Source organism: Blautia sp. 2227st1_G12_2227SCRN_220401 (genome assembly GCF_039062885.1).
Taxonomy (GTDB): Bacteria; Bacillota; Clostridia; order Lachnospirales; family Lachnospiraceae; genus Blautia_A; species Blautia_A fusiformis.
Window position 1 is genome coordinate 31,191 of record NZ_JBCLNI010000008.1, and the last position, 14,957, is coordinate 46,147.

Here is a 14,957-nt window from a genome sequence, read left to right on the forward strand (position 1 = left end):
ATATCGAAATGCTATGCCCTGGTTATCTGTATCAGCAGACGGCCAGGGCTTGTGCAGTAAAAAGAAAGCAGTTATACTGAAGGCATGGAACAAAAAAGACCAGACGATTATGAAGTGCCAACGGCAAAAAACGAACAGAGAGGATATAGAATGATCTACTGTGTGGAAGATGAGAGAAATATCAGAGAGCTTCTTGTCTATACCCTGGAGACAACAGGCTTTGAGGCAGAAGGTTTTGAAACCGGGGCAGAACTTGACACAGCCATGAAAAAAAATATGCCGGAACTGATCCTGCTGGATATCATGCTCCCGGGTGAAGATGGGTATAATATTTTGAAACGACTGAAAAGTGACACCAGGACCCGGGATATCCCGGTGATCATGGTCACAGCCAAAGAAGCGGAGTTTGACAAGGTAAAAGGTCTGGAGGGCGGCGCAGATGATTACATCACCAAGCCCTTCGGGATGATGGAATTTGTAGCCAGGGTCAAAGCGGTCCTTCGGCGCTGCGCAAGGCAGAGCGAAGAGAGAGAGCTGTACTGTAAGGATCTTCGTGTCAATGTGTCCCGTCACGAAGTCAGCTATCAGGGTGAGGTGAAGGAGCTGACCAGAAAGGAATTCGAGCTTCTGGAATATCTTATGGAGAACAAAGGACTGGTCATGTCCAGAAACCAGATCCTGTGCCATGTGTGGGGCTATGATTTTGACGGAGAAACAAGGACTGTAGATGTTCATGTACGGACTCTCCGACAAAAGCTGGGGGAGGCCGGAAATCTGATTGAGACAGTGCGTGGCGTGGGATACCGGATCGGAGATCATGTATGAAAAAGAAAATTCTGCATCATACAAGCATTATGATCATTTTTGCTGTTCTTGTCACGTTTCTGGCAGCAAGTGTGATCACCTACAATAAATTAAACACATACATGCAGCGTGGAGTCCGTGAGGAAGCGCAGTATATCTGCCTTGCCATGGATGAGTATGGAGATTCCTTTCTCACAAAAAAGCTTCGGACAGTATCATCAAGTCGTGTGACTCTCATCCGTAAAGACGGAACCGTTCTCTACGATTCTGAGACCTCTCCGAAAAAACTGGCAAATCACAGTGATCGTCCGGAATTTATACAGGCAGAAAAAAATGGAAAAAGCGAAAGCATCCGTTATTCAGAAACCTTTGCAAAAAAGACCTTTTATTATGCGATGAAGCTGGATGACGGAAACGTGCTCCGTGTAGGAAAAACCGTAGACTCCATATATTCCACATGGATCTCAAGTCTTGCTGTGCTGGGACTTCTGATGCTCCTGGTACTGATCCTGGAGTTTGTTTTTGCACAGAGACAGACCAGAGAGCTGATCCGTCCGGTCAACGAGCTGGATCTGGAGCATCCGCTGAACAATGTGTGCTATGAGGAGCTGCGTCCCCTTCTTGTGCGGGTGGATGAACAGAACCGGCAGATCCGGCAGCAGGTAAAAGAACTGAAGGAGGCAGAGGAGATCCGGAAGGAATTTTCTGCAAATGTTTCCCATGAGCTGAAGACCCCGCTGATGTCCATTTCCGGTTATGCGGAGCTTATGATGAACGGCATGGTTCCGGCAGATCATATACAGGAATTTTCCGGAAGGATCTACCATGAATCAATAAGACTTTCCAATCTGGTAGCGGATATCATCCAGCTTTCCAGACTGGATGAAAGCAACAGTGAGGTTCCTTTTGAAGAGGTGGATCTTTATGAGCTTGCGGAAGACGTAAGAAATAATCTCAGACATCCTGCCGGAAAGAAAAATATTTTCCTTGAGCTTGCCGGAAGTGCAGAGAAGATCAAGGGTGTCCGCCATGTACTCTATGAGATGCTTTTTAATATTGCAGACAATGCAGTTCGCTATACAGAACAGAATGGTCATGTGCGGATCATAGTAGGCAACCGGAAAGGGCATCCGTTCTACTGTGTGGCAGATGACGGGATCGGAATCCCGAAAAGTGAACAGGGAAGGATCTTTGAGCGCTTTTACCGGGTAGACAAAAGCCATTCCAGACAGACCGGCGGAACAGGTCTGGGGCTTTCCATTGTGAAGCATGGAGCAACGCTTCATCATGCACAGATCAACGTGGAAAGTGAACAGGGAGTTGGAACCAGGATGGAGATCGTTTTCCCGGAGAATACTTCTGACCGAAAATAAACTGAAAATAATCAGTAGGATTTCACGGTGAAGTGTAGTATAATAAAAAAAGGTTCAAAGGCCGGTCGGATGAGAATCTGACCGGCTTAAAATATGTATGGGAAAAAATCCCTGTATTTCTAAAAATCAGGAGGAACAAAATTATGAAAGAGCCGGTTCTGGTAGTAATGGCAGCAGGAATGGGAAGCCGCTACGGCGGACTGAAACAGATCGATCCTGTAGATCAGGAAGGTCATATCATCATGGATTTTTCCATTTATGATGCCGTACGTGCAGGCTTTAAGAAAGTGATATTCATCATAAAAAAAGAGAATGAACAGGATTTCCGCGATGCCATCGGCGACCGCTTAAGTGACAAGGTGGAGATCGTTTATGTGCATCAGGATCTCAACAACATCCCGGAAGGCTTCCAGGTTCCGGAAGGCCGTGTGAAGCCATGGGGAACCGGACATGCGGTATTAAGCTGTGCCGGAGAGATCGACGGACCGTTTGTGGTGATCAATGCAGATGATTATTATGGAACCCATGCCTTTAAGATGGCGTATGATTTCCTGATCCAGGCCCAGGAGGACACCGTACCTGCCCAGTATATGATGGTAGGCTACCGTCTTGAGAATACCCTGACAGACAACGGCTACGTTTCCAGAGGTGTCTGTGAGACAGATGAAAATGGATATCTTGCAGATATCAATGAGCGAACACACATTGAGAAACGTGACGGCGGAGCAGCCTACACAGAGGACGATGGAAAAACCTGGACAAGTCTCCCGGGAGAGACTCCGGTATCCATGAACATGTGGGGATTCACCGGCGGATTTATGAAAGAGCTGGTAAAACGCTTCCCGGTATTCCTTGAAAAGAGCATCCCGGAAAATCCTCTGAAATGCGAATATTTCCTTCCGTTTGTAGTTGACGAGCTCCTCCAGGAAAAAAAGGCAGCAGTCAGGGTCCTTACCACACAGGATAAATGGTACGGAGTGACCTATAAAGAGGACAAACCGGTAGTGGTAGCCGCGATCCAGAATCTGAAGGATCAGGGACTTTATCCGCAGGGACTCTGGGATTAAGTAGTAAACCTGGTTTTCTGCTATTGTGGAAACAAAGGAACAGTGCTAAAATAAACAGGAACAGTTAGATCCAATAGAGGAGGAGAAAAACTATGGCAATTTTAGTAACAGGTGGAGCAGGATACATTGGAAGTCATACCGTTGTAGAGCTGCAGAGCGCAGGATATGATGTTGTAGTAGTTGACAATTTATGCAATTCCAGTGAGAAGGCTCTGGACAGAGTATCCAAGATCACAGGCAAACCGGTGAAATTCTATAAAGCAGATATCCTGGACCGCGAAGCATTAAATGAAGTTTTTGACAAAGAAGAGATCGACTCCTGTATTCATTTTGCAGGACTGAAAGCAGTTGGTGAATCTGTTGCCAAGCCGTGGGAGTATTATGAGAACAATATCGCAGGAACCCTTACTCTTGTAGACGTGATGAGAAAACATAATGTTAAAAATATTATTTTCTCTTCCTCAGCAACCGTATACGGAGATCCGGCAATGATCCCGATCACCGAGGAGTGCCCGAAGGGACAGTGTACCAACCCATATGGCTGGACCAAATCCATGCTGGAGCAGATCCTTACAGACATCCAGAAGGCAGACCCGGAGTGGAACGTAGTTCTTCTTCGTTACTTCAACCCGATCGGTGCTCATAAGAGCGGAACCATCGGTGAGAATCCAAATGGTATCCCGAACAACCTGATGCCATATATCACACAGGTAGCAGTAGGCAAGCTGAAAGAGCTTGGCGTATTCGGAAACGATTACGATACACCGGATGGAACAGGTGTCCGTGACTACATCCACGTAGTAGACCTTGCCAAGGGCCATGTAAAAGCCCTTAAGAAGCTAGAAGACAATTCCGGATTAAGCATCTACAACCTTGGAACCGGAAAAGGCTACAGTGTTCTTGATATCGTTAAGAACTTTGAGGCAGCTACCGGCGTTAAGATCCCATATGTAATCAAACCACGCCGCCCAGGCGACATCGCAACCTGCTACTCCGATGCAACCAAAGCTGAGAAAGAACTTGGCTGGAAGGCAGAGAACGGAATCCGCGAGATGTGTGCAGACTCCTGGAGATGGCAGAGCCAGAACCCTAATGGATATGAGGCTTAAGGAATAGAAAGCTTAATTACATAAAAACATAAAAGCGATATAAAACACGGCAGACAGCCCCGGAGGGATGTCTGCCGTGTTGTTTTTTTGAGGGTAAAAAAGTCGCTTATCATTTCCATAAGCGACAAACAGGCCGGAAACCCGTATAAATGCGGACTTCCGGCCTGCTTTGACCATAATTCTGACTGCTAATAGTTCAGCTTTTCCATGCACTTCTGCTTTTGTTTTATGCTGCTGTGTACATAAATATCCATGGTGATCTTGACGGACGAATGTCCCAGAATTTCAGAAAGTGTCTTGCTGTCAAATCCCATTTCCGTACAACGGGTGGCAAAAGCATGCCGGAGAGAATGAATGTTGATACTGGGGATTTCACATTGCTGAAGGAGCTTCTGGAATTTACGCTGTATATTTCTGGGCTCCATACATTTACGGTTCGTACCCGTCAGCAGGTATGAATCAGGTTCAGCAGCAATCCGTTTCATTTTTTTCAATAAAAAATCAGGGATTGGAATATCCCTGATGGATGAGACTGATTTAGGAGGACCTATCATTAAAACGGTTTTGGGTTCGTCATCAGATTCACCAGAATAATCAAGATTTTTTATCCGTGAGATCGTTCGCCTTATATGTAGCAGCTTTTTATCAAAATCAATATCTTCCCACCGGATACCGCTGAGCTCACCAACGCGGATCCCTGTATAAATACATAGCAGGATGCCGATGGGAAATTCTGAGTCCTCAGCAGAGAGAACTGTGATCAGCTTTGTGAGATGTTCATGAGAAATAAGCTGAAAAGGACTGGTATTTATTTTGGGATACCGAAATTCCAGCTGTGAAAGATTCAGATACCCCTGTTTTTCACCATAGCGTAAAATACTGTGGAACAGGATCAGAAGATTTTTGATGGTACGTGGCGAAAGCCCCTGCTGTTTCAGCTTTTCAGAGAAGGAATATACAGAAGCAGAAGAGATGTATTTCAACGGCATATCACCAAATTCCGGAAGGATATGTGTATCAAGAAGTGTTTCATAGCAGGCATAGGTGCTGAGCTTTACAGCGTAACGCATGGATAACATCCATTCTTCACTGAGGTTTCGAAATACATAACACTTTCCCGGAGAGTTTTGAAGATTATTCTGACATAAAATAGCCAGCTTTTTCTTTTTTACAGCCTCGTATGTACGACCATACAGATATCCGTACTGGATCCGTCCATTCTGGTCACGACATTTTTCATAGCGCGCCTCCCATCTTCCGTCTTTCCTTTTTCTGATATTTTCCCCTTTTCTAGGCATAATCGTAGTCTCCTTTTCGCACTATTATAGCAAAAGTCTGACCATTTTTGTGACCACTAATAAGCGAAAAAAAGAAAAATTTGTCGTATATAAAAAAATTTAACCGAAAAAAACTGCATTTTTGGTCGAAAGTGGTGCATTTTTCGTATCTTGACAGTGACAGGGTGCAATGCTATCATTGATTAAGATTCAAAAACTATGCAATTTGAGAGAAAATCACCTGTCGCTTATGGAAATGATAAGTGACAAAAATAATAATTTAGATAAGTTATATTATAATGATTTTTCTTTGCAAAAAACGGAGAACCAAAATGAAAGAACCGGAAACCGGAAAAAAAGAAAACACCGGAAAAAGCGGCTACAGCATCACAACCTGGCGACTGCATCTCTGGTGCAGACATCCGGAATGGCTGCGGACCACACAGGAATTTTATAACCGGATCGCTGAATTTTATTACAACCTGCTTCTGGATCATACGGATCTCTGGGAAATGGGAAGCCAGCAGACTTTACGCGAGCTGGAGATCATGAGCATTCCGGGACGAGGCGGACGCATACCATCAGATCCCCTCCCCTGGCAAAAGGTTCCACTGTATTTTCGAAGAGCAGCAGCCAATGAAGGAATTGCTTCAGCCAAAAGCTATCTCAGCCGTTTTGCCCAGGATGAGAAGATCGGCAGAGCAGAGAAACTAAATGCAGCAGTTACCTATTACAAAGGAATGTATCAGGATTTTTCCGCTAAAGAGATCACGTTGCGTGTCTGGACAGGAGACACATGGACCTGGATGCATTGCCGGCTGTCAGGCAGAGACTTTCCGGAAAACGCCAGACTCATGTCACCATCCGTAGTTTTTGAATACAAATATGACATGCTGCATGTTCCAGTACGTCAGAACAATGAAAATACAGCAACCGTACGTCAGAGGATGCAGGCAGGATGCAGGATACTCTGTATTCAGTTTACAAACAGTGATGCCTTTGCAGCAGGCGTTGTTCTGGACGGAACCGGTCAGGAGATCGCAGTGAAGTTCTGGAAAGGCGGAAATGAATACAGCCACCATTGCAGAAAGCTTCTGGAAAAGATCCAGAAGTCCCAGGAAGCCACCGGAGGCAGACAGACAGGCAGAGTTGATCAGAAATACTGGATGCATCTGAAACATCTTTCTGAACACTATGGACACCAGGTCACAAGCCAGATCTTACGTTTTGCTGTAGAGCAGGACGTTTCTGTGATCGTACTTCCACGTTATAACCAGGAATATTCCAGAAACGTCATGAAAGGCTCAGGAAACTGGGGCCCGCTCCACTTAAGCACCAGGATCCGCCAGTATCTGGACTACAAAGCATGGAAAAACGGAATCATTGTTATCGAAGCCCACGCCACCGGCATCAGCACAAACTGTGCCAGATGCGGCGCAGAAATCATTCGGACTGACACCAGAACAGAACTATGCTGCTGCGCCAATGGACATCAGACGAACCGATATCTGAATGCTGTGAGAAATCTCGGGAAAAAGTGCCTGACACAGTTTGGACGCGGAGCATGAAGGGAAGAACAAAGGAAACAGAATATCAGTATGAAAAGCGAGCGGGTGGATTGACCTTATGGCATGTCAGAAAACAGATGTCATAAGGTCAGTGCATCGGCTTTGCCGTGCTGACAAAAAGAAAGCGAAAGCAAAACACGGTGTATATCAGTGATAAACACCGTCGGGTTGAATACCGCCTGTCGTGTGTGTACCTGAAGAAGGTGCGGGCACGGCGAAGAATGTGCCGGCTTTTGAGTTGGGGAGTGTATTCGAAGTTATGAAAAATAAAAACTTGCATATGGAGGATGAATAGAAAAAAGAGAGAAAGCATGTAAGGAAATATTGAAATGACGAAGAATACGCCTACAGTAAAAATTATAGTAGCAACACATAAAAAATATGAAATGCCTCAAGATGCAATGTATCTTCCACTGCATGTTGGCGCAGAGGGAAAAACAGATCAGAATGGAAATCCGCTGGATTTAGGGTATCAAAAAGATAATACAGGAGAAAACATTTCAAACAAAAACGCTGCGTATTGTGAGCTTACAGGCTTATATTGGGCGTGGAAAAATCTTGACACGGATTATACAGGATTGGCACATTACAGACGCCATTTTGGAAAGAAAACCAAGGCACCATTTGAAGGTGTTCTTACGTATAATGAGTTGCGCCCAATGTTGGAAAAATATAAAATTTTTGTACCTAAAAAAAGAAAGTATTATATAGAAACCTTATATTCCCATTATGAACATACACATTATGCATCTCAATTAGATATCACCAGAGAGATAATCGCTGAAAAATATCCCGATTATCTGAAAAGTTATGATGAAGTTGTAAAACACACTTACGGATATATGTTCAATATGATGATCATGCAAAAACGATATCTGAATGATTATTGTGAATGGTTATTTGATATTCTCTTCGAGTTAGAAAAACGCATTGATCCACAGGAATTATCAGCATTTCAGGGGCGATTTTATGGAAGAGTAAGCGAGATAATATTTAATGTGTGGCTTGATGCTGAGATTAAACTAGGGAAAATTAAGAAAAATGAGATTAAAGAGTTGCCTTACCAGCATATGGAAAAGATTAATTGGTGGAAAAAGAGTACAGCGTTTTTAAAAGCTAAGTTTGTTGGAAAAAGATATGAAGGGAGCTTTTAAATAAGAGGATTATGAATGAAAAAATATTAATTTCATATATTATTCCAGCATATAATGCGGCTGATACATTAGAAAGAGCTGTGGAAAGTATTACACATACTTGTAACATGGAGAAATGTGAAATATTGATTGTTGAAAATGGATCAACTGATTACACCAATAGTGTTGCATTAAAATTAATTCAAAAATATGGAGAAAATGTTAAACTAATTCATTCGGAAAAAGGAGTGTCAAGAGCTAGAAATGAAGGATTGAAAAACGCCAGAGGAGAATGGATTGTCTTTGTCGATGCAGATGATTATATAGTATCTAAAAGCAAAAAATATATTTACGAAGATATATTAAATGCTAAAGCGGATTTGTATGTATATAGTTACGAGATTGGTAATAGAGCAAATTATATAAACAATAAAGAAGAGAAAACATATTATTTTAATGACTCTGCAGAAAAAATGAAGTTGGAAATGATCGCAAATCCAACAAAATTCATGCAGGTTTGGGGAAAGATTTTTAGGAAAAGCATTATTTATGAAAATAGAATTGGCTTTAATACAAAAATGCAGCTTTCAGAGGATAGTGATTTTACATTACATTATTTAATGCATTGTTCCAGAATTAGCATAAGTGATACGATATTTTACCATTATTCTATAGACAATGAGTCTACGATGAGGAGTAACGCAGATAAAAAAGTACTTCAATATATTGAAGCTATGAATATAACGAGTAAGTATATTAAAAAACAACATGAAAATGTACAATTGGCATTTAATGATTATATTTTAATGCATTTAAATATAGCCTGTGTTAGAGGTATATTTTGCGTTAATAATAAAGAAAATTATATAAAAAAAATAGAGCATATAAAAAAAATTATAAATACACCTGTATTCAAAGATGCGATAAAAAAGTTCCATATAAAGAATAATTTTTCAGCGAGAACATTGCCTGTTTTTTTTATGAAATATAAATTGGTTCATATTGCAAGTATCATATATATTGTGCGGGCATATCAAAATTATATTTACGAAAAAAGTAGAAATTAAAATAGTCAAACATTAAATTGTGAGGAAACCTATGTATAAAATATTAGTTTTTGGTATGACAGAAAATCCAGGTGGGGTAGAGAGTGTTATTATGAATTACTATCATTACATGGATAAGAATACCTTTCATTTTGATTTTTTATGTAATTCATATAATAAAATCGCTTTCGAAGAAGAAATTATTTCCAATGGCTCACAAACATTTCATTTTCCTGCGAGAAGTAAAAATTATAAAAAATACAAAAAAGAATTAAAAAATTTTTTTGAAAATAATGCCTCTAAGTATGATGCAATATGGGTGAATGTGTGTAGTCTTGCCAATATTGATTATCTGAAAATGGCAAAAAAATATGGAATAAAAAGAAGAATTATACATAGCCATAATTCTCAAAATATGGATAGCAGGTTAAGAGGAATTTTACATAAATATAATAAAAAAAGAATTGCTTATTATGTAACGGATTTTTGGAGCTGCTCAAAAGAAGCTTCGGAATGGTTTTATGATTCTTCAATAATAAAAAAATCTATTATTATCAGTAATGCGATAGACGTAGAAAAATATTGTTTTGATGATGTGAAGCGAAAAAAATTGCGGCGAGATTTGAAGTGGGAAGAAAATTATATCATAGGAAATATAGGAAGGTTGCATTTCCAAAAAAATCAAATGTTTATTTTAGACATATTTGAAAAACTTATAAAAAAAGAACCAAAAGTAAGATTGATTTTAATAGGTGATGGAGAAGACAAGACAAAGCTTGAAAAAGAGATTGATAAAAAGAAACTAAATAAGTATGTATATATGGCCGGAATTCAGAAAGACATATGTGGATGGTTGAGTACATTCGATCTGTTTTTGTTTCCATCTAAATTTGAAGGCCTCAGCATGGCTGCGATGGAAGCTCAGGCAAATGGAGTACCTATGTTAGCATCTGACAGTGTAATTCCTAAAGAAGTTAAAATTAATCCATCATTTATATTTTGGAATTTGGAAAATTCAGCGGAGTCTTGGGCAGAAGAAATTTTAAATATCAAAGAAAATATAAACCGAGTGTCCCAAAAGGAGATAGTGGATAATTTTACAATGCGAGGATACGAAATTCATACTGAAGCAAAAAAATTAGAAAAAATATTGTTGAATGGTGTGGTGAACAAATAAGTTTAAAAATAAAAGAAACAGTAGTGGAATAATGGACTGATAAAGAGAAAATATAAAAAAACAATCAGACAATAAGGCTATTTCTATGAGACGTTTAATAGGGAAGAAAGATAGGAGCGCGTTTTATGGATATATATCGCACAATAACTATTTAACCTTTATATATTAAAGAAAGGACAGTGAGATAAGAGATTTGTGTTTTATCTCTGTAAAGTATGAGAAAGTTAGATAATACGGAAGTTAAAAAGTATATTTTGAATATATTATGTGAGTTTGCGGCATTCTGTGATCAGAATGGGCTGAGATATTATTTATCGGGAGGAACTTTGTTAGGAGCAGTACGCCATAAAGGGTTTATTCCATGGGATGATGATGTTGATTTATTAATGCCACGTCCAGATTTTGATAAATTACATGATTTATTAAGAAAAGGAAATATTCGACCATATTATAAATTAATCAGTCTACAGATGGGAAATAGTTTTTGGCCATTTGCCAAAATTATTGATACAAGAACCTATGTAAAAAATGAATATTCAAATGTTGATCAACATTTGTGGATTGATATTTTTCCGATGGATGGTATTCCGGATGATAAGGAAGAAAGTGATATATTGTTGAGTAAAGCGGAACCATTAAAAAAATGGATTAATCGATGCAGTGCAACTATAGGAAAAGGAAAAGGTTTTGTACGAAGTATAGTTAAAATACCGATGATTCTTTTTTTGCGAATGTATACACCAGAAAGATTTGGGAGAAAATTAGATAAGCTGGCTCATCAGTATGATTTTGACAAACAGGAGTATATTGGTGGAGTTGCTTGGAGTTTGGGTCCTAATGAAAGAATGAAAAAGAAAGAATACTTACCATATAATGATGTGGAATTTTGTGGGAAAAAATTTCATGCGCCAGCATGTTGGAAGTTTTATTTGACACAAATATATGGAGACTATATGCAACTTCCGCCAGAAAGTAAGCGGATAAATCATGAGTTTGATGCTTATATTGAGGGATGATTGAGGGAAAGGCGGATATAATAAATGAATTATTATGTTGTGGAAACCGATAAACATAAGTTGATACAAAAAACAGCTGGAGTTAAAGCCAGACAAGATGTAGAAACTATTTTTAAGTGGAATAATTTTAAAAAAATTGAGATTCCATGCCTGATAGAAGGACGTGAAAACAAAACAAGATTAGGAAAAATAAAAGCACATTATGATGTTTATATGTTATGGAAGAATGCATTAAAAAAAATAAAAAAAAATGATTGGATATATATTCAGTTTCCATTGTTAGAACATACAATGCTGTTTTCATTACTTATAAAAAATTTGGAAAAGAGAGGAATACATACTTCAATAATCATACATGACGTTGAGGCAATTCGTTTTACATTAAGAAATGATGTTCCATTATCTCGAAAAATTAGAATGAGATTTGAAGAAATTAGTTCATTTAAGAATTGCAGTAAAATCATTGTGCATAATGAAAAAATGAAGTCATTTATGCATGAAAAATGGAAAATACATAAAGATAAAATGGATATATTAGGAATATTTGATTATTTAGTTGAGAATTATAATGAAGAATTATTAGAAAAGAGAAACTTAAGCAGAAAAGGTCCAGTTATCATAGCGGGAGCATTGAGTAAACACAAGGCTGGATATATATATAATTTACCGGAAAATTGTAACTTTAATTTATATGGGATTAATTTTGAACGAGAAAAAGCTTCTTCAAATACAAATTATGTTGGGGCATTTAATCCAGAAGAATTAATTTATAATCTACAAGGTAGTTTTGGCTTGGTCTGGGATGGGGACAGCAGTGCTACTTGTACTGGAGTTTATGGAGATTATCTTAAAATTAATAATCCGCATAAGACATCAATGTATTTGGCAGCTGGAATTCCTGTAATTATATGGGAAGAAGCTGCATTAGCAAATTTTATTAAGAAAAATCATTGTGGAATAACAATAAAGTCAACAGATGAAATTAGAAACATAATAGACAATATGCTCGATGAAGAATATGAAACATTAAAAGCTAATGCGTGCAAAATTGGTGGGAAATTAAGAAGAGGATATTTCTTAAAAAGTGCAATGAAACAAAGTATATAATATTTGTGAAGTTATATTGAACTTCTAATATATGAGGAACAGGTGAAAATGTTTAATCTTATAGTACTTATTTTAGTAACAATTGTATTTTTAATGTTTGGGTATTTAATTACTCATGTAGATATTTTTTCTCCATTTTGCGTTTTTTGTGAAATGTTTTTAATTGCAGAATTTTTGTGCCTTTTTTTTTCAAGGATGTACAAGGTAGAAATTCATTTGAATACTATTTTAGTAATTGCTTTAGGAATGATTTCATTTGGAATTGTTAGTGCTTTTTTTTACATGAAAAGAGTTGATGTTCGAAATTATGGAGAACAACATTCCAGAAATTATATTTCTATAAATTATTTGATTCAACTAGTATTTCTTATTTTGGAAGTTCTAGTAGTGTTTTATCATGCTAAATATATAAAAGATGTTGTAGCTGCGTTTGGGTATAGTACTTCATCAATTTTTGATATAGCCGGCAAGTACCATGTCATTGCACTGTTCAATTATAATAATTTTATTGAAAAGGCAGTCTCTGCATCTTTTATATATAGACATGGTATTGTTTGGATAACTGCATATGCATATGTATTGCTTTATATTTTAATTAATAATTTAGCCGTAAAGAAAAAAATAGAAATTATACAGATAATATATTTGGGAATTTATGCATTTGATCAGATGTTATCAGGTGGTAGAACTGCATTATTTAGGATGATAACTGCAATTTTGATAATAACGGTAATATGTTTTGGACTTAATAAACGTCGAAATTTTACAAAGTTATTATTTAAAATTGTAGGTATTATTTTTGGAATAATTTTATTACTTATCGGAATCAATATGCTTTTAAATCGTACGGGTGAGAATAGCACTTTAAATCTAATTCTGGAATCAATCTATGTATATATTGGAGCTCCAATACAAAATTTGGATACGTATTTACAAGGAACTCGTCATACACCTGAATTGTGGGGCAGTCAGGTGTTTCGTAATATCTATACATACTTGGGAGGAAAATATGGAATAAGTCAATATTTATATCAATTAGATCTTCCATTTTTAAAACATAATGGATTAAATACTGGTAATGTATATACAACCTTTTATCAGTTTTATTATGATTTTGGTTATGATGGTATTGTACCGCTTATGGCAATAATTGCTTTATATTTTAGTTGTGCTTATAGAAAAATATATAACAATAAACCTTTTACAATAATAATATATGCATATTTATTTAATGATTTAATTATGTTGATTTTTTCAGACAGATTTTACGAAACGGTAGCATCAATAGGTTTTGTGAAGCACTTGTTAGTCACATTTATATTATATAAGGTGTTGATTGATAAAGGAGTTGCATTGGAGTATAGACATGGGATTAAACTTAAATTCAAAAGGCAAAAGAAAACAGTAATACCAATGGGAACAAATTAGAACAAAAAATGGACAAATAATCAAGAGATAATTGAATTTGATTAACACGAGCTAGAGACTAGGAGGTTCAAGGGATGAATATTGCAGTGATTTTTGCTGGAGGTGTTGGAAGCCGTATGCATAGTAAAGATCGACCGAAACAGTTTCTTGAAATGTATAATAAACCAATAATAATACATACATTGGAATATTTTGAAAACCATTCTATGATAGATGCGATTGTGGTTGTGTGTATAAAAGATTGGATTCCATATTTAAATAAACTTCTTTATAAATTTCGTATTGAAAAAGTAAAATCTGTAGTTCCTGGAGGGGAAACAGGTCAATTATCCATATACAATGGTCTTAAATCTGCAAAACAGATTGCAAAAGATGAAAAAAGCATTGTTTTAATTCATGATGGCGTTAGACCATTGATTAATGAGAAAGTAATTAGTGATAATATTCAATCGGTGATTAAATATGGTTCTGCAATCACAACAGCTAAAGTAAAAGAGACAATACTTGTTGTTAATGAGGGAACAGCAACAATTGATTATGTCCCAAGTCGGAACAATTCAAGAGTTGCCAAAGCTCCACAAAGTTTTTGGCTAGATGATATTTTGAAAGCTCATGAAAAAGCACTTTCAGAAGGTGAAAAGAATTGTATTGATTCTTGCACAATGATGCAAAGATATGGATATGATCTTTATCTGATTGATGGACCAGGAGAAAATATTAAAATTACAACACCAGAAGATTTTTATACTATGCGAGCTATTCTTGAAGCAAAAGAAAATGAGCAAATATATGGGCTTGAATAAGGATAATAAAAAGCTTATAAAGAAAAATAAATTAAAGGAGGAGATGCTG

At 37.5% G+C, this 14,957-nt stretch carries 13 protein-coding genes; 12 read left to right on the top strand and 1 reads right to left on the bottom strand.

Annotation, left to right across the window (positions count from 1 at the left end; all coding sequences use genetic code 11):
• Window positions 1-150: 150 nt before the first annotated feature.
• The 4 genes from ABCM67_RS05680 (at window position 151) to galE (ending at window position 4,353) form a co-directional block, all read left to right on the top strand.
• Window positions 151-825, top strand: a complete 675-nt coding sequence (locus tag ABCM67_RS05680; RefSeq protein WP_022427063.1) for a response regulator transcription factor — start codon at window positions 151-153, stop codon at window positions 823-825.
• Complete coding sequence (locus ABCM67_RS05685; RefSeq protein WP_022427062.1) at window positions 822-2,177, top strand: ATP-binding protein; 1,356 nt, start codon at window positions 822-824, stop codon at window positions 2,175-2,177. Before ABCM67_RS05680 ends, ABCM67_RS05685 begins: the two co-directional genes overlap by 4 nt.
• Window positions 2,178-2,320: 143 nt before the next feature.
• Entirely contained in the window at window positions 2,321-3,244 is a 924-nt protein-coding gene (locus ABCM67_RS05690) for a sugar phosphate nucleotidyltransferase (protein ID WP_021652265.1), read from the top strand.
• 92 nt (window positions 3,245-3,336) lie between these two features.
• On the top strand, window positions 3,337-4,353 hold the full coding sequence (galE, locus tag ABCM67_RS05695; RefSeq protein WP_015527335.1) for a UDP-glucose 4-epimerase GalE: 1,017 nt from the start codon (window positions 3,337-3,339) through the stop codon (window positions 4,351-4,353).
• Between the two features lie 188 nt (window positions 4,354-4,541).
• On the opposite strand, the gene ABCM67_RS05700 is transcribed toward galE, so the two are convergent.
• Window positions 4,542-5,651 carry a site-specific integrase gene (locus tag ABCM67_RS05700; protein ID WP_022427060.1) on the bottom strand — a complete coding sequence of 370 codons (1,110 nt, stop codon included), beginning with the start codon at window positions 5,649-5,651 and terminating at the stop codon, window positions 4,542-4,544.
• Window positions 5,652-5,962: 311 nt separating this feature from the next.
• Here ABCM67_RS05700 and ABCM67_RS05705 point away from each other — a divergent pair, with 311 nt between their 5' ends.
• The 8 genes from ABCM67_RS05705 (at window position 5,963) to ABCM67_RS05740 (ending at window position 14,908) form a co-directional block, all read left to right on the top strand.
• A complete protein-coding gene (locus tag ABCM67_RS05705) occupies window positions 5,963-7,198 on the top strand; it encodes a zinc ribbon domain-containing protein (RefSeq protein WP_173740650.1) in 1,236 nt (411 codons plus the stop codon).
• A gap of 329 nt (window positions 7,199-7,527) precedes the next feature.
• Entirely contained in the window at window positions 7,528-8,352 is an 825-nt protein-coding gene (locus ABCM67_RS05710) for a DUF4422 domain-containing protein (protein ID WP_147602906.1), read from the top strand.
• Between the two features lie 11 nt (window positions 8,353-8,363).
• Window positions 8,364-9,398 carry a glycosyltransferase family 2 protein gene (locus ABCM67_RS05715; protein ID WP_173740649.1) on the top strand — a complete coding sequence of 345 codons (1,035 nt, stop codon included), beginning with the start codon at window positions 8,364-8,366 and terminating at the stop codon, window positions 9,396-9,398.
• Window positions 9,399-9,429: 31 nt separating this feature from the next.
• Complete coding sequence (locus tag ABCM67_RS05720) at window positions 9,430-10,554, top strand: glycosyltransferase family 1 protein (protein ID WP_147602908.1); 1,125 nt, start codon at window positions 9,430-9,432, stop codon at window positions 10,552-10,554.
• A gap of 215 nt (window positions 10,555-10,769) precedes the next feature.
• Window positions 10,770-11,570: a LicD family protein gene (locus ABCM67_RS05725; protein ID WP_147602909.1), complete on the top strand. Its 801-nt coding sequence runs from the start codon at window positions 10,770-10,772 to the stop codon at window positions 11,568-11,570.
• 24 nt (window positions 11,571-11,594) lie between these two features.
• Window positions 11,595-12,677, top strand: a complete 1,083-nt coding sequence (locus ABCM67_RS05730; protein WP_118368687.1) for a galactofuranosyltransferase — start codon at window positions 11,595-11,597, stop codon at window positions 12,675-12,677.
• Window positions 12,678-12,725: 48 nt separating this feature from the next.
• Window positions 12,726-14,105 (top strand): O-antigen polymerase, encoded by a 1,380-nt coding sequence (locus ABCM67_RS05735; protein WP_118368688.1) that lies wholly within the window; start codon window positions 12,726-12,728, stop codon window positions 14,103-14,105.
• Window positions 14,106-14,179: 74 nt separating this feature from the next.
• On the top strand, window positions 14,180-14,908 hold the full coding sequence (locus tag ABCM67_RS05740; RefSeq protein WP_092068630.1) for an IspD/TarI family cytidylyltransferase: 729 nt from the start codon (window positions 14,180-14,182) through the stop codon (window positions 14,906-14,908).
• Window positions 14,909-14,957 lie beyond the last annotated feature (49 nt).